General features: G+C 62.5%; 17 protein-coding genes and 1 pseudogene. 9 read left to right on the forward strand and 9 right to left on the reverse strand.

Annotated features, from left to right (window positions below):
• Positions 1-435: 435 nt before the first annotated feature.
• The 5 genes and pseudogenes from Mschef_RS15160 to Mschef_RS15175 all read right to left on the reverse strand — a co-directional run bounded on the left by Mschef_RS15160 (position 436) and on the right by Mschef_RS15175 (position 4,903).
• Positions 436-1,972: pseudogene (locus tag Mschef_RS15160) on the reverse strand (class I SAM-dependent DNA methyltransferase).
• Positions 1,973-2,081: 109 nt separating this feature from the next.
• Entirely contained in the window at positions 2,082-2,873 is a 792-nt protein-coding gene (locus tag Mschef_RS15165; RefSeq protein WP_081130079.1) for a hypothetical protein, read from the reverse strand.
• Between the two features lie 16 nt (positions 2,874-2,889).
• Positions 2,890-3,522, reverse strand: coding sequence for a TniQ family protein (locus Mschef_RS15170; protein ID WP_206780161.1), 633 nt, complete (start codon positions 3,520-3,522; stop codon positions 2,890-2,892).
• A 22-nt stretch (positions 3,523-3,544) separates the two neighbouring features.
• Complete coding sequence (locus tag Mschef_RS17325) at positions 3,545-3,745, reverse strand: hypothetical protein (RefSeq protein WP_136256577.1); 201 nt, start codon at positions 3,743-3,745, stop codon at positions 3,545-3,547.
• A gap of 156 nt (positions 3,746-3,901) precedes the next feature.
• On the reverse strand, positions 3,902-4,903 hold the full coding sequence (locus tag Mschef_RS15175) for a hypothetical protein (RefSeq protein ID WP_139789405.1): 1,002 nt from the start codon (positions 4,901-4,903) through the stop codon (positions 3,902-3,904).
• A gap of 535 nt (positions 4,904-5,438) precedes the next feature.
• On the opposite strand from Mschef_RS15175, the gene Mschef_RS15185 reads away from it, so the two are divergent.
• From Mschef_RS15185 to Mschef_RS15200, 4 genes are all read left to right on the forward strand, one after another.
• Positions 5,439-7,910 (forward strand): hypothetical protein, encoded by a 2,472-nt coding sequence (locus tag Mschef_RS15185; protein WP_136256578.1) that lies wholly within the window; start codon positions 5,439-5,441, stop codon positions 7,908-7,910.
• On the forward strand, positions 7,910-8,911 hold the full coding sequence (locus tag Mschef_RS15190) for an ATP-binding protein (RefSeq protein ID WP_081126293.1): 1,002 nt from the start codon (positions 7,910-7,912) through the stop codon (positions 8,909-8,911). Before Mschef_RS15185 ends, Mschef_RS15190 begins: the two co-directional genes overlap by 1 nt.
• On the forward strand, positions 8,908-10,167 hold the full coding sequence (locus tag Mschef_RS15195; RefSeq protein WP_081126294.1) for a TniQ family protein: 1,260 nt from the start codon (positions 8,908-8,910) through the stop codon (positions 10,165-10,167). The genes Mschef_RS15190 and Mschef_RS15195 overlap by 4 nt, the downstream gene beginning before the upstream one ends.
• A 306-nt stretch (positions 10,168-10,473) precedes the next feature.
• On the forward strand, positions 10,474-11,214 hold the full coding sequence (locus tag Mschef_RS15200; RefSeq protein ID WP_081126295.1) for an SseB family protein: 741 nt from the start codon (positions 10,474-10,476) through the stop codon (positions 11,212-11,214).
• 353 nt (positions 11,215-11,567) lie between these two features.
• Here Mschef_RS15200 and Mschef_RS15205 read toward each other — a convergent pair whose 3' ends face one another.
• Positions 11,568-12,101 (reverse strand): NADPH-dependent FMN reductase, encoded by a 534-nt coding sequence (locus Mschef_RS15205; RefSeq protein ID WP_081130082.1) that lies wholly within the window; start codon positions 12,099-12,101, stop codon positions 11,568-11,570.
• Positions 12,102-12,465: 364 nt separating this feature from the next.
• Between Mschef_RS15205 and Mschef_RS15210 the strand changes: the two genes are divergently transcribed.
• Entirely contained in the window at positions 12,466-14,193 is a 1,728-nt protein-coding gene (locus tag Mschef_RS15210; RefSeq protein WP_081130083.1) for a type I restriction enzyme HsdR N-terminal domain-containing protein, read from the forward strand.
• A 219-nt stretch (positions 14,194-14,412) separates the two neighbouring features.
• Here the strand turns inward: Mschef_RS15210 and Mschef_RS17330 are convergent, their stop codons facing one another.
• The 3 genes from Mschef_RS17330 to Mschef_RS15220 all read right to left on the reverse strand — a co-directional run bounded on the left by Mschef_RS17330 (position 14,413) and on the right by Mschef_RS15220 (position 15,635).
• Positions 14,413-14,739: a hypothetical protein gene (locus tag Mschef_RS17330; RefSeq protein WP_136256596.1), complete on the reverse strand. Its 327-nt coding sequence runs from the start codon at positions 14,737-14,739 to the stop codon at positions 14,413-14,415.
• A gap of 247 nt (positions 14,740-14,986) precedes the next feature.
• Positions 14,987-15,400, reverse strand: coding sequence for a DUF2442 domain-containing protein (locus Mschef_RS15215; RefSeq protein ID WP_081130084.1), 414 nt, complete (start codon positions 15,398-15,400; stop codon positions 14,987-14,989).
• Positions 15,387-15,635, reverse strand: a complete 249-nt coding sequence (locus tag Mschef_RS15220) for a DUF4160 domain-containing protein (protein WP_081130085.1) — start codon at positions 15,633-15,635, stop codon at positions 15,387-15,389. The genes Mschef_RS15215 and Mschef_RS15220 overlap by 14 nt, the downstream gene beginning before the upstream one ends.
• A 92-nt stretch (positions 15,636-15,727) precedes the next feature.
• Between Mschef_RS15220 and Mschef_RS18305 the strand changes: the two genes are divergently transcribed.
• From Mschef_RS18305 to Mschef_RS15235, 4 genes are all read left to right on the forward strand, one after another.
• Positions 15,728-15,862, forward strand: a complete 135-nt coding sequence (locus Mschef_RS18305; protein ID WP_277921491.1) for a hypothetical protein — start codon at positions 15,728-15,730, stop codon at positions 15,860-15,862.
• A 141-nt stretch (positions 15,863-16,003) separates the two neighbouring features.
• Positions 16,004-18,421, forward strand: a complete 2,418-nt coding sequence (locus tag Mschef_RS15225; RefSeq protein WP_081130086.1) for a TOTE conflict system archaeo-eukaryotic primase domain-containing protein — start codon at positions 16,004-16,006, stop codon at positions 18,419-18,421.
• Positions 18,422-18,682: 261 nt separating this feature from the next.
• On the forward strand, positions 18,683-18,985 hold the full coding sequence (locus Mschef_RS15230; protein ID WP_081130087.1) for a hypothetical protein: 303 nt from the start codon (positions 18,683-18,685) through the stop codon (positions 18,983-18,985).
• Positions 18,986-19,071: 86 nt separating this feature from the next.
• Positions 19,072-19,401 carry a hypothetical protein gene (locus tag Mschef_RS15235; protein WP_081130088.1) on the forward strand — a complete coding sequence of 110 codons (330 nt, stop codon included), beginning with the start codon at positions 19,072-19,074 and terminating at the stop codon, positions 19,399-19,401.
• Positions 19,402-19,409: the final 8 nt, after the last annotated feature.

Genomic DNA, 19,409 nt, shown 5'->3' on the forward strand with positions numbered 1-19,409 from the left:
CAGTTTCGAGTCAAAGACGATTCGATCACTGACAGCGGATAGCTCGCCCCGGTCGCCAACCTGGCCATATCGCTAACAAAGCGTGGCGAGCGAACCCAGTGGAATAGGTATCCACCATCCAACCTCTCGGGACGCGGCCGTACCACGCAGAATCCAGTGGACGCGGTCGCGCCATCGAGCTTCTGAGGCACACGCGCAACCGCATTTAAGTTGGGTCGAACCGTCGACACGAGAACATCGTCAGTGCGAATGAGCTGCCGCGCCCTGCTTGGGGCGTCTACACAGGCGAGCTGTCGCGCACCTGTAATCGCCTTGGCATCCTGGTCGACTGCGCTTAGGTCGATGTATGTAAAGGCACTATCAGGGTCATCGCGCTCAGGCACCCAGGATGTCACCGCTCCACAAGTTCCCCGATCGTGGCATGCGGCACAGCGCTCATCCGAGCATCCCCTCCAGCTCCTTCATCCCCTGCTGGATCTCCTCCTCCAGCGTCGCCAGCTCGGCGAGGATCTCTTTCGGCGCGCGGTGTTCGATCGCCTCGTGCACCACTTCCTTGTAGCGGTTGAGCGAGAGGTCGTAGCCCTGAGCGGCGATGTCGGCCTTGGCCACGCAGAAGCTCTGCGCGGTGCGCGGGCGTTCGCGCTCGGCGCCGTCGCGTTCGGCCCAGCGTGCCAGCACGTCGGGCAGGTTGTTCTTGGCGTGCTCCTCCGCGCTGAGCGCCAAGCGCGGTGTTGGGCCGAGCTTGTCCTCGGCCAGCAACGGCGCGCGCTTGTCGTCGAGGCTCCAGCCGTCGGCCTCGACCTCGTAGAACCAGACGTGATCGGTGCCACCGGAGTTGGTCTTGGTGAACAGCAGATCGCGGTGGAGACGCCCGCGTAGGGCCGGAAGACACCGCCGGGCAGCTTGACCACGGCATCGAGCTTCTGGTCCTCGACCAGCATCCGGCGCAGCGCCCTGTGCGCGGTGCTGGAGCCGAACAGCACGCCATCGGCACGATCACAGCGGCACGGCCACCGGGCTTGAGCAGGCGCAGGAAGAGCGCGAGGAACAGCAGCTCGGTCTTCTTGGTCTTGACGATCTGCAGCAGATCCTTGGCCGTGTTCTCGTAGTCCAGGCTGCCGGCGAAGGGTGGATTGGCCAGCACCAGCGTGTACTTCTCTTCCTCGCCGGCGTGGTCCTGGGCGAGGGAGTCGCGGTAGCGGATGTCGGGGTTCTCCACGCCGTGCAGCAGCATGTTCATGCTGCCGATGCGCAACATGGTGTTGTCGAAGTCGAAGCCGTGGAACATGCGGTGATGGAAGTGCTCGCGCAGCCTGGCGTCGTGCAGGATGTCCGGGTAGCGCTCGCGCAGGACTTCGCCCGCCTCGACCAGGAATCCCGCCGTGCCGCAGGCCGGATCGCAGATGACATCGGTGGGCTGCGGCGCGGTCAGCTCCACCATCAGCCGGATGATGTGGCGCGGGGTACGGAACTGGCCGTTCTGCCCGGCGCTGGCGATCTTGCCGAGCATGTATTTCGTAGAGGTCGCCCTTGGTGTCGCGATCCTCCATCGGCCACGGCGTCGAGCAGGTCCACCACCTTGGACAGCAGCGCCGGCGTGGGGATGGTGAAGCGCGCGTCCTTCATGTGGTGCGCGTAGGTGGACTCGTCACCGCCCAGCGTGCGCAAAACGGGAAGACATGGTCGCCAACGACGACGTACATGTCGCCCGGGGCAAGTGCTTGAAGCGCGACCAGCGCAGATCCTCGTAGGGGCGGCCCCTGGGATCGATGCCTTCGGGAACACCCGCTGTGCCATCGGCCTGTTTGAGCCGCGCGGACTTGTTCTCCTCCAGCGTCTGCAGGTCGTCCAGCCGTCGCAGGAAGAGCAGGTAGGTGATCTGCTCGATGACTTCCAGCGGATTGGAGATGCCGCCGGACCAGAAGGCGTTCCAGACTTGGTCGATTTGGTTCTTGATGGTGCCGGTGATCATGCGGGCAGGGTTCCGGTTATCAGCGTGGTGCGCGACCGTCTCTCAGCACGCGTCCGGAGAGGCGATCAATGATGATCTAAAGCGTAATACGTTGGGCGCGCGATGCGATTTACGCTGCTTCAGCCGGAATCCTCACTGCAACCAGACCGTGTCCCGGGCGGTGTCTGGCAGAACGGCCAGCGATGCGTCGTGGGCGCGCTTCGCGCGGCGCAGGATCAATGCCAGTTTCGGCGATGCGCCGCGCATCGGTCTTGTCGAGCCTGCTTGCCGTAACAATCTCCGGAACGATCTTGTACAGCATGACACGCTTGATCTGGATGAGGCCAAGCGCATCGAGCGCAGGCTGGATCGCCTGCTCAAACAGCTTGGACTTGTGCTTGCCGTGCTGCACCCTGCGCGCCTGTCGATAGGCAGCAAGCACCTGATTCTGGACGTGCAGGATCTCGGGTTGCTTGCAGCCTGCATGATCCGCAACGAGAGCCAGCGAGGGCAGATAGCAGACCGCCGCGCGCCGCAGCAGATTACGCAGCGCAACTTGAAGGCGGACGGAGCCGCGAAGACGGCTGCGCGGTGTCAGCGGGAGATAGTCGAAGCCTTGCCAGAATCCGAAGAACGGCTCGCGCTGCGCGGTCCTGACCGGATCGAGCAGGATGTCCAGCACGGAGCAGCCATGCATCCCGGCCAGGTTCACGAGCATCTTGAGCGAAATTTTCGTGGCGGGTGCATAGGACCACAGCGATACGACCGAGCGCAGCGCGGACGGCAAATCCGCTCGATCACCGTGCATAACGCTGAAGGCTTCCAGAAATTGGTGGAAGCGATCTGCGGGCAATTTTTCTTGCGCGGGATCCGAGCAGAGCTCGATCACCTGGTCGACTTGCGATTCGACCCAGCGATCCAATGGGGTCAGGTGTGCGCTAACCGGCTCTGCGTCCCATCCGAGAGGTGTTCGGCAAAATCGACAGGCTCGCCGCGCCCCGGTAATGTGTACGGACCGGCTGCGCTTTGCCGCAGGATCGGCAGCGGTCCACGAGTTCACTGCCATGCAGCGAGCAGAGCTTCTTGATCTCGATCGACCAGGTGAGCGGCTCTGCAGATCTGTCCACATCCCACTGCAAGTAACACACAGGGCACCAGCGTCTGGCGCGCGCCGCACTGGAGAAGGCGTGCACGCCCATCACCGCGGAGCAGGCCCATGGCGTGCCATGGCGAAGGAGATCGTTCTGGCCGGTCAGCCGCTCGATGGCCGCGATACGCGCTTCAAGCTCCGTTTCATTGCACAGGAACGGAGACGACGTGCCATGCGGCGGAAAGAGGATCTGTCCTGCCGCAGCGTTGCAGATCTCGAGCATCCTGTCATGCGTGATGCCCACGAGATCCACGAGACGTATCAGGTAGTGATCGAGGCTCTCGACCTGTGCAGTCCCGGTGCCGCGCAGCTGCAGCGGCGGCAGCGCCGTCCACATCCTGGCCTGGGGTGGCGACAATGGCTTGAAGGATTGTTCGGGCGCCATCGTGCTTGACATCGACATTGCAGTTATTTCGTGCATCAATGAGAAGTCGCCATGCTGGTCAAGCGTGAACGCCGCCGGTCATGGCGGGCCGGGCAGTAGAAGCCGCCTGGCCAGTGTGCCGTGGTGAGGCATGGTAGGTCTTGGCTTCGGTGCAGTACCGCTGCATATGCTCGACCAGCGCAGGCCCTGTCGATGCGCTTTTCAACTGCCGCAGGCTGGCCAACAGCACGACATTGATCCGACATGTCTCGGTGCCCATGGAGGAGAGGCCGTTATCGTGACCCGCAGGCGTCGCAATTCATGAGACGGAGGGCTGTAGTTCCGGGCGAGCAACGATTTGCCCGTCTTGACGCATGGTCAACCATAACCCTGCAAGCCGATCCATTGTCGATGCGCGCCAACAGGCACGTCTATCTTAGGTCGTCGGGGGTGACGGTCGATGTGACTTCTTAAGAGTCGCCCTGCGCTGCTCGCGGCGCCGTTGCTGGTCGCGCCAGACTGTGCCGGGGATCCAGTGCGCAGGCAGCACGGGATCCTCGATCTCGACGAATCGATGTGTCAACGGATCGCGCGGCCGATATTCGCGGATCGGCTCGTGGTTCGGATCAGACGCCTGGCGCTTGATGATGTCGAGATCGACATCGAACATGATGAACGTCGAGATCTCCCGATACCTCACCGTTTCGAGCAACTTGAAGAGTTGATCGACGTGTGGAGCCAGCCATGACTCCTTGAGCGCCGCCGGCGCGGCCCGGTAAACATCCATACACGCCGTAAAGTGGTAGTCCAGCTCACCTTGAGCTTCACACATGCGTGCGACCCAGACCGCGGCGATGAATCCCCAGATGTCGCCACGCCTCACGAGACTCGACGTGTCCTTCTCGTGCAGGGTTGGCACCCAGTGACGACGCTCGCGGAGTTCCTCGTCGTTCGGGAATCTCCAAACGATCAGCGGAACACGCGTTTCGCGGTAGGGCGCGAAGAGCTTCCGTAACTCTTGAACGGTGAACGGGCGATCTTCAAGTAGCGGGAACAGTGGAGAATCGAAAACGGCCAGTGTGCCTGACAATAGGCGCTCGATTCGTTGTGCGGACAGGCGCGTCGGCAGGGCTTTTCCCGTTCGCCACTTGTCAGCAAGGCTCGATCTGGCTCGGCCGCGGTACACGCACTCCCTGACGAAATCCCGCCACGCAAGCCCTGATCGTCGTACTGCATACTCAAGCCAGATCTTGGTGTGGAATTCACGAACTGGCTGGGCACCCTTACTTTTGCTGCCGTCCATGTGACGAAGGGTGTCAACGAAACTGGTACGCACGTGAGTCAAATTCTCGCTGGTGCACTCGATCGCAATTGACGCATCGAGCGCTGTTGATACTGAGCAATACTCCGCGAGCGACAGACCCGCCGGAGTGGCCACCGCATGGCAACCAAAAGACTAGCGCAGACCAGCGGCGACCGTGTGCAGCGAGTTGAGGACGGCTTGGTTCTCAGGTACGGCCCCTTGCTGACCATGGCCGATGTTTCAGAGGTTCTGCGCTACCCAAGCGTCCAAGCGGTGCAGAAGGCTCGGCTGCGGGGCAGTCTGCCGATCAAGATGGTTCGAATCCCGCCTCGGCGAGGCTGGTTCGTCAGCAGTCGCAGCCTCGCAGAGTTTCTTGCAACCGTGGAATTGCAGTCGGCAGGCGAGGGCTGCTCGAAAGAGTAAGGCCTCACCGCCATGAGCTGATGGTTGGGAGTGGGTTAGGCACCAGCACAAGTCTCAGGAGCATCCGGTGGACACGAGCTAACTGCAAATCGCTTCAACGAAAGAGCCCACGGGTGGCAACCCATGGGCTCTTGGAGGTGCAGACATTAGACCCGTCAGCACCTCCAGTGTACGCGGCACGAGCCGCGAGTCAAGTGCGCCCTGCGGTTCGGGTAGGGGCGCTTTTCCTCAACACTTGGAGGCAGGTATGAATGATCAAGTATTGACGCCAGCAGGCGGGATTGGCACAGCGCACGAGCGCAGTTGGCGTGGGGAGCGGGAGGCGGTTTACCAGACGCTTGCCCTGACTGCCGCCCAGCAGCGCTCCATAGAGGAATTGGTTCGCTTGAGCCCTGCCCGCGCGGTGGGCAAGGGCGCTTTACGCAACATTCGCGGGAGTCTGCCATCGAAAAAGTGTGAGGCGCTGCGGCTCTTCGAGTCGCACACGGTGGAGCGGATGTTCCTGTATGAACTCGAGTTGGACCCGCAGGTCGTCGGGTATGTCACGCAGGTCCCGCTGACCCGTGTTGAGCGGCGTTTGCCCAACGGGCGCCGGCACATCGCGGCAGCGACCCTGGATGTCCTGGTCTTCTCGCGCAACGCCATCACCCTCGTGGAGTGCAAAGACCTGAGCTGGTTGCGCGCGCATGAGGATCGCAAGGGCTGGTCCTGCAACGACGGAACCTGGAGCTGTGAACCCTATGCACGCTGGGCGGTGGCGCATGGGCTTGCCTTCCGCGTCTGGCATCCGCCTTTTCCCTTTGCCATCTATCTCCGAAACCTGGAGCTTCTCTTCACGCGCTTGGGCGAACCGCTCGACAAGGCAGCCGAGCCTGCAGCAGCCAAGATCCCGAGGCTGCTGAGAAACCACACCTTCACTTGGGCCGATTTACGTGCGCAACTGCCTGGCATCGATGGACGCTCGTTGACAATTCTGTTGGCCCAGCGGCAGCTCTTTGGCACGATCCAGAGTGATCCGATCGGCGCAGATGCATTCCGCATCTTCGGGGACGAAGCACAGGCGCTGGAAGTCGATCAGGCCCTGCTTCACGCGCGCGCGCGGATGCTGGGGACCCCAGGTGAGGAAGTACCGGCCGCCACGCCATCGACGGCAGTAGCGCATTGCGCCATGCGCCGACTGCAGCGTTTGCAGGCCATCGAGAAGGGCGAGGCCAGGCCGACGCGGCGCATGCGCAAACTCGCCAAGCAGGTTGCCGAGGCCGTGCAGAAGGGCGTCACGCCCTATGACGCTTGTCTGCCCTCCTATGCCGTGAGCGGGAATCGCCTGGCGCGCCTGGATGAGACCCAACAATCTTTGTTGCGCAGGGCAGTCAAGGATTTCCAAGGTCGAACGCCACCAATAGCGATCACCAGTGCGTGGACTCTGCTGGAAACGGAATGCAGTGCGGCCGAAGCCGATGCGCCGTCGATCACGACCTTCCGGCGTGCCCTGCGTGCTGAGGATCCAGCACTTAGGGCTTTGAAAACGGGCGGCATGCGTGCCTACCAGGCCACAGCGGCGCGGAGTGATCCGCGCCTGCGTTCCGGCGCGGCGAGCGGTTTCCTGCACACGGTCCACATCGACAGTTCGAAGCGCGATGTGCGCGCCTCGTCCGAGCTGAAACGACTGATCGACCAGCGCCGCGCACTCAAGGACGACGCCGGGCGCGGCTACGACAGCTTCTACATCGCTGTGGACGAATCCTCCGACTCTGTCGTCGGCCACGCATTTGTTGTTGGACCCTCACGCATCGAGGGTGTGGCCTTGCTCATGCGCGAGATCGTGCATCGGCATGGCGCGCTGCCGCGTGCCATCGTGGACGATCGCGGTCCGGACAACCAAAGCCGCTGGCTGAAGCAATTCGCTCTCAGCCGGGGCATTACCTTGCTTGATACGATGTCTGGAGGAAGTCGATCCAACAGCCAGGCTGAGAATCGCATCGGCCAGGTCAACGCGCGTGTCTCCCAGCGGTTGCCGGGGAGCACGCTACCGGATAAGGCCGGACGCTCGGTCGATGGCAAATTCAAAAGCCTGATGACGGCCAAGCTCGAGTTCTTGCAGCTCTGCGGGCTGATCGAAGCATTCCTTTATGAGGACGTTCCGCACATCCCGAATGCACAGGGAGAAACTCCGCAGCAGAGGAAGGAAGCCGCGGTCGAGCGCCTCGGCACGCTGGGTATCCCTTGCCTCTTCGATGATGAGCTGCTGTTTGCAACGTCACCGCGCTGGACGGGTGGCTTCGTTGCAAACGAGAGACGCGGCATCCGGCTGGGCAATCACGATTTCACTTCGCTCGAGGTGCGCAACGCACTGCGGACAGGCACGCCCCAGGAACTGCGATTGGACGCCGCCGATCCCAGCGTGCTGCATGTCATCATCAATGGGCAGCGGCTCAGGGCGTTTCACGGCAAGGTGCAACAACGCGCCGCACTGAGTGCTGCGGAGCGCCTCTGGCTGCGCCTGGTCGAGCCCGCCATCCAGGCCGCCAACCGCGACCAGAAGACTCAAGTCGAGCGCAAGCTGAGCCAGCGCATGGAGCGTGCGCGCGCGGCGGCCGACGCGCATACCCATCTGCATCCGTCGGCGACTGTGGATGCCAGTGAAGTTTCGTCCATGGAAGATCCGGCAACGGCACGCTGGACAGAGCTGTGGGATGACGCCGCTGCGGAGATTCGCTGATGGATCTGCTTGAGCATCCGCATTTTGTCGAGGCGCGCGCACGGCTGCGCGCCGTGCTTGGTAATCCAACAGCGGGGCGCATGATCTTTCTGGTCGGTCCCACCGGGGTCGGCAAGACGACGTTGCGCCACGCCGTGTTCCGCGATCTGGTCGGTAGCCCACAGCAGTGGGGCCAGGGCCGTATTCCCCTCATCGAGGTCTACGCCGAGCTGCCGGCCAACGCGTATTTCACCTCCAAAGCGTTTGCCCAGACGCTGGTGGAGATGGTCACGTTCCCACGGCTCGGCTGGATGAAAGGCGGTGCCCATCGCGAAGCGTGCGAAGTCTTCGAACGCGAGGTGGATCAAGCGCGCGCCCAGCTCGATGGGGTGGATTATTCGCGCGTGCCCGAGACACGGCTCTGGGGCATCTTTGCGCAACTGGCGCGCACACGCGCAGTCAAAACGGTCTCGGTGGAACAGGCGGCGTCCCTGTGCGTGGTCCGCCGCAACAAGCAGCCCGCCGATCACATCCTGCACTTGATGGGGATTGCCGAACAGCTCGAGCTCAACTTCGTGCTGACGGGTGTGACAGCGATGTCCGAGCTGTGGATGACGCGCCCGGAGATCCGCCGACGCGCGCACATCGTCTTGATGCGACCGTATTCCCCCTATCGCGAGGAAGATCGCAAGCATTTCGTGGCACTGCTGCGTGCGATCGAGAACGAGTATGCCGTCGAGCAGGGCGTGCTGCGCGGCATGATCGAGGATCTGTTTGTCGAAACCGCAGGGATCGTCGGCGAGCTTATCCGGCTGGCAGACGACAGCAGGATGCGCGCCCAGCAGTCCGGACGGGAAGCGATCAGCGAGGTGGACCTGCGCGCCTCCTTTCACAATGACGCCGCCGCGAAACAGATGTGGGAAGACGTCCGTCTGTTCGAGGAACTGTGTGCACCCGGTGATCCGCGCGCGCTGAAGAAGCAGGTCCTGCATGAATTGCCACCGAAGGAGCGGCGCGCATGAAGGAATTCCTCTGGACGGCCTTGCCTCCGCAGCCGCTGCGGCACACGGCCACATCGCAAGTGGAGTCGCTTGCACACTACGTGCTGCGGATGAGTGAGATCTTGGGGCTGCCGCTCGCATCGCTGATCAAGCAAGCTGGCATGCAGAAGGCGGCTTGCGCGATTCCATGCTGCGGACTGCTGCCCTGCACCGAGCAGACCCTTCGGGCCATGGAGCATCTCACCGGTCAAAATGACCTTCGATGCGGCACCCTGTGGGCGGTCTCCCGAGCGCTCAGTCTGCATGGCGCCGGCACAAAAAGTCGGCCGCGGCGCTGGTGTCCAAACTGCTATGCGGAGCAAACCCGGGAAGAGTGGAGTGAGCCGCTGGCCTGGTTGATCCGATTGATGCAGACCTGCCCCACGCACGGTTGCGCACTGGTGGATCGATGCCGAATCTGCGGCGACACGCAGCCGCATGGCGACTCGGTGGTTCAACGCCGCCAATGTCGCCAATGCGCAGCATCGCTGGGATGGTGCACCGGTTCGGCGCACCTGGTGCAAAGCGCACTCGAGCGCTGGATCGACGCCCAAGTCCTAGCAATCGTCAACTATGCCGCAAATCCGCAAAGTCCACAGCTTCCGGCCGACGCATTCCACAAGGCATGCCTGCATTTGCAGCGCATCCCGGAACGCTGGGCCCTTGTTCCCGCCGTAGTCCGGTCTCGCTTGCGCCGAGGGACCCGACGTCTCTTGCCGCCGCCGACGCTTGAATTGTTGCTGGAAGTCGCGGCGACCCAGCATTGTGACGTGGTGCCGCTGCTGACGGCGCCTGATGCCACCTTCCAGAGCGCGCTCTGGTCCCCGCTATCGGACAGGCAGGACGCTGGCTTGCGCAGACCGGCAATGCCCCGGCTACGGCTACGGGTCGTGTTGGATCACCTCATGGGTGAAGGGCCAGCCGCCCACCTCCCCCCGGTGGTGTGCATCCTGTCGCGCCTGGGTCTGGAGCTAGACGAGGCGCGACAAGCGGAGCCCGTTCGCGTCGCGCGGTACCAGCAGCGCTACCTCCGTCAGGGTCCGAGTGCCAGGCTGCGCCGGCTCGACATCGCGGTTGCGCGGACCCTGCGGTCCGTCGCATTGACGCAGCATCTGGTGCCGGCGCCGGCGCATTTGATCCGCTGGCGACAACGCCTGACGACTCAGCTGGGGGCCGTCGATGCGAGTCGCGTCTGCGTGACCGCGGTCGAACTCAGCAGCTTGACGGTGGAAGCGTGATGCTGCGATATCGTCATGCCCGCTTTGCAGAGCATTGTGTCAGCGCCATACACACCGTCTGCGCAGAGAGGGCCCGCTTGCGCGACCGCATGGGTCCGTCAGACCGATCGACCAGTCGTCAGCGCGGGCCACCGATTCCATATTGCGCAGGTTTCGGCATTTCCTCACGAGGGGAAGCAAAGGGTCCCGACAGCGTCGGTCATGGGGTGACTGCACAGCAAGCGCCGCACCATGGCCTGCCTGTCGCATTGAATGGTCAAATTCACGCGTGAGCGCGTGGAATCAGAAGCGAGGTCCATTGCACGTATGGCATCTGCATCCAAACTAGAAGCATTGCTCGAGGTCGCTCGCGCTGCCAAGACGTTCGAGGCCATGGCCCAGGCGGAGCATGCATTTTTCGTTGCGCTCCTGGACGCCACGGTCTACGCCCATCGGCCGAGCGGCCCGATGCCGCCCGGACGAATACGGTTCATTCAGATCAGGCGACCCGACAATGGCCAGTTGGTTCTTCCGTTTTTTACGGATCAAGCGCAGGCCGAAGTGCCGCTATCGCCCGAGCGAGCCTTGATCGAGGCGACTGGCCGTCAGTTGTTCGAATGGACGCGGGGCGCGACATTGATCATGAACCCGAATCGGGAACAGGCCGTGCTTTACCCGCCGGAGATTGACGCCTTGCTGGCCGGGCGACCGATCGGCACCTTGTCGAGGGAAACCATCCCGCGCGATACGCTCACCGATGGATGTCCCCCATCGGTCCCCGAGGACGACCTGGTCGAAGTCCTTCGAGCGTGCTTTGCCGCCGAGGGCACGGTCCGGGCGGGCTATCTGATTGAGGTCCGGCGCTCGTGTGGCGAGTCGGAGGAGGTCTCTCTCTTGTTGGTCGTGGTGTCGCATGGACGCCATGCAGAGCGGTTGGCCCACGTGATCTCGCTCGCGCTCGCAACGAGCAAACCGACGACTGCACTCCCCCTGTCGGTGGCATTTCACGATGTCGACCAAGATCTGCCTGCGATCTGCGACCGGGGCATTCAGTTCTATGGAAGCTAGCCCTTCGGGCCGGTCGGCATGCAGCCACGCCCACCCTTCCGATCTTCTGAACAAAGGCACAGGCACGAGAACTCACCCCCAATTGCCGACACGTTTCGCCTGGATCGCATCGGCTTCGAGATCGGATGCGCACGCAACCGTTCGGCTCAATCGCGGATCCGCATGTGGGCTGACGGTGCATGGTGCAGACACGCTGGCAACAAAGCCTGCCGAATCAGCTGGGGGCAGTCGATGCGAGTCGCGTCTGTGTGACTGCGATCGAACTCAGCCATCTGCCCGCACCAGGGCGTCGCCGCTGTTGCACTGGATCCTGCAGGTAGCGCCGAGCTTCGGTGCTTGCGGAAAGCCCGCGCCTACCCGGGCTGAAGCGCTAGCACCGCGCGCTGCAGATCCGCCAGCGCGCCCCTGATCGCGCTGGAGACCGGCGGCGAGTCCACCATGCCGCTTTCCGTCAGGTTCGAACCGAGCAGCGGGATGCTGATCGAAGCCGCCTCGACGATGACGGCCGACATGGTGCGCAGTGTTTCGCGCAATGCAGCGTCAGCGTGCCGTGCGCGCGGCGAAGCGTTGAGCACGGCCTCCGGCTTGTTGATGAAGGTTTCGCTGCCGACCAGCCAGTCCAGCGCGTTCTTGATGCTGCCGCTCACGCCGTGTGCGTATTCCGGGCTGGCGATCAGCAGCGCGTCGGCAGCTGCAACCTCGGCATACAGTGCGGCGACCGGTGGCGGCGTGTGCGGCTCGAAATCGGGATTAAAGAGCGGCAGGTCGCCAATGCGGGCAAACAGTGTGATCGCCATGTCGGGCGGAGCCAGGCGTGCGGCTGCGCGGAGCAGCGCCGAGTTAATGGATGCGGCCCGCAGGCTGCCGGAAATCGCAAGAACTTTCATGAGCTAGCCAAACAGGACTTCGAGCAAGTGATTGTCCAGCGAGCCCCCACTACGGGCTAATCGCTCTGCCCTGCCTTGCCCCGACGTCGGGTTTCGGCCCAGAGCCGCCACTTGCGGTCTCGTTCTGGCCGCCACTTAGCCGCCGTTCCCGGGCGCTGCAGAATGCGCGGCTCCACCATAATGCTGCGCTTCCCAATGATGGCCGCGAGGTGGACGCTTTCGCCGAATGTTGTCGTGAGCCAGGTCCGTGCGGGGAGAAAGGGCACGAACGCTGCCTGTCTTGTGTCAACCGCTCGGCAGGATATCCTTGGGAAACAGACGCGAAGAAGACGAATACAGCAATCCAGTGCGGGGAGATTGAGACATGGCCATGACCGACATTTACGCGGAGCCGCTAACCTTAGAAAGCCTGCAGCAGTTCAAGGCGCTAGCGGCGCTCGGTGCGGATTCGATCGCGGTACTGGCTCGCATTGAGGGTCTAGATGTCGCGGATTTCAATGAAGCGGAAGTGCGGGCCAACATCATCGATCCGATGGTCCGCGTTCTCGGGTACGACAAGGGCACCGACTTCTCAGTCGATCTTGAGCGGTACCTGAAGGTTCTGGAGAAGGACCTAAAGCCCGATTACAAATTCAATTTGTGGCAGGCCGACTTCTGGATCCTTGAGGCCAAGAAGCCGCGCTTCGGGGAAGCCAATTTTGCATACAAGGATCTGTCCCAAGCCCTTGAGTACGCCGCACACCCGCAGATCAACGCCGCGCTCGTTGTATTGTGCGACGGGATCAAGATCGAGGTATTCGATCGCGAGGTCGATCTGACGAGGCCGATACTTCACGTCGACCGCGAACACCTGCGACGCGATTTCGGCAAGCTACGCCATCTTCTCGAGCCATGGCAGCTGTGGTTCTTTCAGAAGCGGCGAATTCTGCGCTCGCTCGACAAGGTTTTCGACCGCGAATTCAACATGCAGCGCGTGGAGGAATTCAAGGCGCTTGTTGAAGCCAGGCTCAACAGCAAGCGCCAAATCATCCTTGAGAACTTTCGGCGCAATATGAAACCTGACACGGCGGAAGTAAGTGAGATGTTGCTCAGGGCACCGATAGAGGACCTGGTTGAGGTGCATCTCTTTCTCAATCACCCGGTCCCGGCGCTAAGAGCGATGACCACTGCCTTGATCAAGCACAGCGAATTCGGCAGCTTCAGGACGCTATTCAGGATACTCCCCGATCAGCCGCGCGATACCAATGATCTATTCTACGGGCAGGCTCTCAGGTATCTGTTCGAGCTCGCTGAGACGCGTGAAACCGTCGAATGGTTTCCAGCCTGGCTGGCGCAAGGCCAGCAGAGCAATGTCAAGGTCGAATTCATTGCGCAGCATCTCCTGCGCTTATGCGTTACGCATTTCGCGGCGGATGAGGCGCGCAAGACCATATTGTTAGCCGCGGCCGCGTTCCGGCGCGTGATCAAGGTTTTGCTGATGTCGAGCGACGTGCAATGGCGACAGGCGCAAGTCCTCCACATCCTCGATCGTTATCAGACGCCCGAACTCGCATGGAGACAAGCCGTGGCATCGCCAGCGGGGCAAATGTTGGGCATGCTGGAAAGCGGCACTCTTGGAGCTACCTATCGGTTCGTCGCCGCTTGTCGCGGCGAGCGCGGCGAATTCAAGACTGAGAGCGCGAAGCTCAAATTGAAGGCCATTTGGCAGTTCGAAAAGGAAATCCTGAGCGCCATCGATAACTACCCGAAGCTGCGGGAGGAACGCGCTCTCGGCGAGATGCACCCGACCGAGAGTGTGAGTGTCAACTATGACTTTCTCGGGCACTTTGCGCTTTGCGTTGTCTCATCCATTCCGAAGTGGAAGGAATACATCCTGCAGACACACCAAGCTGAGCTCCGAACACTGGCTGCGCTCGGATCCTGGAGTGCACGCGAATTGCTAGGCCTTGAGAAGACCGCGCCCTATCCGCCGCTGTCCGACGAAGAGGTAGCAACCCGCTTCTTCTTTGGAGATATCGCCATGATGCGGGCGCTCAGGAGCGGATACGCCGGTCGGGCCGCCGGCGCCGGCGCGGTCGGCGAGCCGACGTAGTCCTCCTCAGACTAGTACCGCCATCCGTGCTCCGAATTTCCGCTACTCCAATGATGTGCTGCTAAGCGGCCATCTGCCACTGACCGCTGCGGGTCGCAACATGCCACTCAGGCGATCAAGACGCCAGCGCTGTGCTACTGGTTCCGCTGAAGCGGATCGGAACCGACCGGCCCGAAGAAGACGTTCAAGGCACGAATTGTTATTTTATTTCGTGAGCATTCAGTGGTGTTCTCTGTTATTGTTGGACTTATGGTTATTGTTACCACAACTTGGGGTCAAATTAATATCCTTGATTTCACTGGTTGAAGTGATAGAACCCGTGTAAATGTCGTAGCACGACGCATTCACCATCATTGTGTCGCCAGGAAGAAAAGAGCCTTGCATATAGTAGTGACCAAAGCCGTTGGTACTTGTGCTTGATTTGTCGACCGTTACGACGGCCGCGGCTACTGGAGTCCCAGTATATTTGTTGCGCACTACACCTTGAACAGTAGAACAACCGACCAGCATCACCACAGTAGCCGCAGCACCCAAAAATTTGTACATGCCAAATACCCCCATTTTGTTAGGCAAACCGGTTAAGTTAAGTTGTCGTGCGCCGTGCAGTGCAATTTAAGCGCACGCGACCCGCGCGGTCAAATTGAACGAGTAAAATGAGACTCCTTCCTTTTTCGGCCTGGAGGCCATGATGGTTTTTACAACTTTCAGCAATGGGTCGCAGCATGTCACTCAGGCCACCATGACACCAGTGCAGCCGATCCTGGAATGGTCCGGAGGCTGGCTTTACCCTGCCTCAGCCGAGCTTGCGAGTGCGTGGCCGCCCGCCTTTGCGTCCATTCTCGCGCGCAGCGGCAGCCTTCGCGGCGCTGCGCGCACGACCGCCCGAGGCGCCGAGTTGCGCTGCCATCCAACCTGGGGAACCGAATACGCCTTGAAGCAGGGCGGGCAGGTAGAGGTCGGCGTCGAGCATGGGCCAGTGCAGACCGAGCCCGGCTGGGCTGACCTCGATCTGATTCAGGTCCGCCGGCGAGGCATCCGCTAGCCCCTCCGCCATGGAAGGCGGGAACGCCAGCTCGAGGCCTGTGTTCAAGCGGACGAGGACGCGATCGGCGCGGCGATCATAGTGGGCGGACACCGCCCGGGCCTCGCCCCGAAGGCTCGCCATGTTCCTTTCCGCCTCGACCAACTCGCGTTCAGTGATGTTCATGGATGCTCCTCCACTCCTCGCACAGCGTCACCAGGACAGCGGACAGTGCGCGCTTCAAACGGCTAACGGCGGCACGGCTGAACCCGTAATTTTCGCGAAGCTCGGGCGGGCCGTCCGGGCAATGCAGGACGAACACCGCCTCGCCGTCGCGCCCGATGACATGAACATGCGCAGGACGATGATCATTGGGATAAACGACCACGCGCAGGTTGCCGATGCGCCAAACGGTAGGCATGGCCCAGCTTAGCAGTAACCCAAGCGTTTGGGAAGATGGATCACCCCAGCTTCTTCGCCAGATCCGTCGCCTGCGGATGGTAGTACCGCATCATGTTGACGCCGATGAAAACTGACCATCATGCCGGTTCGCGGCTGAGCCATTCCTACAAGAATCCGCAAGCCATGGCAAACGAGTGCGGATTCTTAGAAATGCTGGCCGCGGTGCTGGTGATTGTTGACCGCTGACGATGGTATTGAGTCTGCCGCGTTGTTGCCCTCGAAGTAGTTGCCGTGTTGCGGCATGATCATGCGGATATCCGGCAGCACAGAACCTCGGCTGGGACGTGGGCGACGACATGAATGACGCGCGGGCCGAGTACGGGATCGATGGTTGAGCCCGATTCCATGGCGGCGCTGCAGGCCGAAAACGCCCGCCTGATCGCGTTGCTGGAATCGCGCGGCATCGATTGGCGGTTGCCAACGAAGCCCGCGCCGTCCGTGCAAGAGCCCGAGCCGTCGCGTCTCTCGACGCAGGCGAAGGTGGCGCTGTTCCGCCGCCTGTTTCGTGGCCGCACGGATGTCCACGCGCTGCGCTGGGAAAGCACGGCATCGGGCAAGTCGGGTTATTCGCCGGCCTGCGCCAACGACCGATTTACCCGCAAGATCCCCGTGCATGGCGACGCGGCCCGCAGCGCGTGGGCCGGCGATGGTCCGGGTGCATCGCGTGCCGAGGTTTGCCAGAAGCCACGCATCAAATGCGCCGACTGCGCGCATCGCCTGCTGGTGCCGCTGTCGGATGCGGTGATCCACGACCATCTGGCCGGCAGGCACACGATCGGGATCTACCCGCTGCTGGAAGACGACACTTGCTGCTTCCTCGCCGTCGATTTCGACGAGGCCGAATGGCGGGAAGACGCTCGCGCGTTCGTGCAGTCCTGCGATGAGCTCGGCGTGCCGGTCACTCTGGAGATTTCCCGATCCGGCAATGGCGCCCACGCCTGGGTGTTTTTCAGCGGCAGGGTGCCGGCGCGCGATGCACGGCGCCTGGGCACAGCCCTCATCAGTCACACCTGCGCGCGCACGCGACAACTGAAGCTCGACTCCTACGATCGATTGTTCCCCAATCAGGACACGATGCCCAAGGGCGGCTTCGGCAGCCTGATCGCCCTGCCGCTGCAGAAACGGCCGCGTGAGCACGGCGGTAGCGTGTTCGTCGATCGTGACCTGCGCCCGTATCTCGACCAGTGGGCTTACTTGGCCTCCATCCAGCCCATGGCGACGCACGACATCGAGCCGACCATCCTGCGTGCCTCGGGTGGCGCGCATCCGCTGGACGTGACCTTCATTGACGCGGAGGATCTGGCCACGCCTTGGCAGCGAGCCGTTCCGGCACAGCAGAAACTGGCGGGCACGATGCCGGACACGCTGGCGGTGACGCTGGCGAATCAGCTCTACTTCGAGAAGGCACGGCTGCCCCAGTCGCTGGCCAACCGCCTGATCCGCCTGGCCGCGTTTCAGAATCCGGCGTTCTACAGGGCGCAGGCCATGCGGCTGTCGGTGTGGGACAAGCCTCGCGTCATTGGCCGCGCCGAGAACTATCCGCAGCACATCGCGCTGCCGCGTGGGTGTCTCGAGGCCGCACAAACATTGCTGACCAACAACGGCATCCGTTGCGAGCTGCGCGACGAGCGGTACGCGGGTGAGGCGATCGCGGTCGGCTTTGCCGGGACACTGCGCCTCGATCAGGAAACGGCCGCCGTCGCGATGCTGCGCCATGACGCGGGCGTGCTGTGCGCGCCCACCGCCTTCGGCAAGACCGTGATCGCCGCGGCGATGATCGCGCGGCGTGGCGTGAACACGCTGGTGCTGGTGCATCGTACCGAATTGCTCAAGCAATGGCGGGAGCGTCTGCAGGCCTTCCTTGGCGCCGGCAAGGGTGTCATTGGCACCATGGGCGGCGGCAAGGCCCAGCTCACGGGCAGGATCGACATCGCCGTGATGCAGTCGTTGTCGCGGCGCGGCGACGTCCATCCGCTGGTGGAGCGCTACGGCCAGGTCATCGTCGATGAATGCCACCACGTTGGCGCGGTGTCGTTCGACGCCATCCTGAAGCAAACCAAGGCGAGGTATGTGCTCGGCCTGACCGCGACGCCGATCCGCCGCGATGGCCAGCAGCCCATCATCTTCATGCAGTGCGGGCCGATCCGGCACATGGCCTCAAACCCAGCCGGTGCTCCGCGCGATCTTGTGGTTGTGCCACATATGCGCGACGCGCGCATCGATGTTCCAGTCACGGCCGGCATTCAAGATGTGTTTCGACACCTTGCCCACGACGCGGAGCGGACGGATGCCATCGCGACAGAAGTCAAGCGTGCCCACGATGCTGGCCGCAAAGTGCTGGTGCTGACCGAGCGCACCGATCATCTCGACGCCATTCAGGCCGCTTTGGACGGGAAGGTTCCGCCGCCATTCGTCCTGCACGGCCGCCTGTCCAGGAAGCAGCGCGCGGCGCTGATCGCGGAACTCGAAGCACTGCCGTCTGATGCGCCACGCATTCTGCTGGCCACCGGCAAGCTCGTGGGCGAAGGCTTCGACCACCCGCCCCTCGACACCCTGGTGCTGGCGATGCCGGTGTCGTGGAAAGGCACCCTGCAGCAATACGCGGGCCGCTTGCACCGGGAACATGCCCGCAAGAGCGCTGTGCGCATCATTGATTTCGTCGATGCTGGCCACCCGGTGCTGCTGCGCATGTGGGACAAGCGCCAGCGCGGCTACCGGGCGATGGGGTACCGCGTGGCCTCGTAAGCAGATTGACGAGAAACACTCGTCGCCGCGGCGGTCGCTCATGGTCAAGATCTATCAACGCTCATTCGATGTGGGCGTTAACCCTGACGGGCTGCTGCCGGCCCATTTCTGCCGGTCACGACCGTCCGCTCTCGGGAATCTCCTACGGAATTGACAATGTCGTTGACGCTGGCGATTGTGATCGGCATGGTCGGCGCCTTGCCGACACGCCCACGTCGGCGAAGTTGACGCGAGCCAGCGCGCACGCGACATCTGAAGGCGATGGCGGAAGCCGAAGCCCTGGAACCGTTCGGCAAGGGCTTCCCGCCACCGATCTTCTGCGACCAGGCCATCATCGAGCGATGCCAGCCGATGAAGCCGGATAGTCCGCATCTGACCTTGCACGTCACTTTCAAACCCCCGGCATTGGTGCGGGTGGTCTGGTTCAACGGGGCCGCCAGGGCGGCCACCCTGGGTCTGGGCCAGGGCCAGCGTATCGAGCAGATGTACGAGCTGGCTGCCAGCGACTATCCGTTGGGGCCAGGGTACGACCGGCTGGCGCGTGATGTGGCGATCATTGCATGAGCGGGCGCCGGCGAGCGCCGGCGAGGGGCGGTCGGCCGAGCTTTCAGAGGGTTTCGCGCCGTGCGCCTGGCGAGGATGATGCAGGCATGGACCCGATCGAGCATCCGCGTATGGATGTCGTCGAAGTAAAGATTCCGGAGGGCGTCGCGTTTGCCGACCTTCGGGTGGCCCGTGACGCCGACGGGCATGTCAGTTTCACGGTCGATCCACTACAGCGCATTTGCGAGGCATCCGGCATCGACATGGACACCGTGATGGCTTCGGAGGACAGCGCCGTGGCCTTCATCTTAGGGTGGTATCGCGCGCATCTGGCCTGCGGTTACGCGCCTGAACCGACGGTCGAAGACCTTCGTGCGGAGGCGGAGGCCGAAGATCGCTACGGCGGCGGGATCTCCTATCCGCCGGGGTCTGGCTGACCCGGTTT

Origin of the sequence: Metallibacterium scheffleri, from assembly GCF_002077135.1 — a bacterium.
Classification (GTDB): domain Bacteria; phylum Pseudomonadota; class Gammaproteobacteria; order Xanthomonadales; family Rhodanobacteraceae; genus Metallibacterium; species Metallibacterium scheffleri.

Coding starts and splice junctions, on each gene's coding strand:
- Mschef_RS15230 (WP_081130087.1), top strand. CDS start 18,683: ATGGCGGAAGCCGAAGCCCTGGAACCGTTCGGCAAGGGCTTCCCGCCA.
- Mschef_RS17325 (WP_136256577.1), bottom strand. CDS start 3,745: ATGGGCACCGAGACATGTCGGATCAATGTCGTGCTGTTGGCCAGCCTG.
- Mschef_RS15235 (WP_081130088.1), top strand. CDS start 19,072: ATGGACCCGATCGAGCATCCGCGTATGGATGTCGTCGAAGTAAAGATT.
- Mschef_RS15210 (WP_081130083.1), top strand. CDS start 12,466: ATGGCCATGACCGACATTTACGCGGAGCCGCTAACCTTAGAAAGCCTG.
- Mschef_RS15190 (WP_081126293.1), top strand. CDS start 7,910: ATGGATCTGCTTGAGCATCCGCATTTTGTCGAGGCGCGCGCACGGCTG.
- Mschef_RS15200 (WP_081126295.1), top strand. CDS start 10,474: ATGGCATCTGCATCCAAACTAGAAGCATTGCTCGAGGTCGCTCGCGCT.
- Mschef_RS15185 (WP_136256578.1), top strand. CDS start 5,439: ATGAATGATCAAGTATTGACGCCAGCAGGCGGGATTGGCACAGCGCAC.
- Mschef_RS15195 (WP_081126294.1), top strand. CDS start 8,908: ATGAAGGAATTCCTCTGGACGGCCTTGCCTCCGCAGCCGCTGCGGCAC.
- Mschef_RS15220 (WP_081130085.1), bottom strand. CDS start 15,635: ATGCCTACCGTTTGGCGCATCGGCAACCTGCGCGTGGTCGTTTATCCC.
- Mschef_RS17330 (WP_136256596.1), bottom strand. CDS start 14,739: ATGTACAAATTTTTGGGTGCTGCGGCTACTGTGGTGATGCTGGTCGGT.
- Mschef_RS15215 (WP_081130084.1), bottom strand. CDS start 15,400: ATGAACATCACTGAACGCGAGTTGGTCGAGGCGGAAAGGAACATGGCG.
- Mschef_RS15225 (WP_081130086.1), top strand. CDS start 16,004: ATGGTTGAGCCCGATTCCATGGCGGCGCTGCAGGCCGAAAACGCCCGC.
- Mschef_RS15205 (WP_081130082.1), bottom strand. CDS start 12,101: ATGAAAGTTCTTGCGATTTCCGGCAGCCTGCGGGCCGCATCCATTAAC.
- Mschef_RS18305 (WP_277921491.1), top strand. CDS start 15,728: ATGTTGACGCCGATGAAAACTGACCATCATGCCGGTTCGCGGCTGAGC.
- Mschef_RS15170 (WP_206780161.1), bottom strand. CDS start 3,522: ATGCACGAAATAACTGCAATGTCGATGTCAAGCACGATGGCGCCCGAA.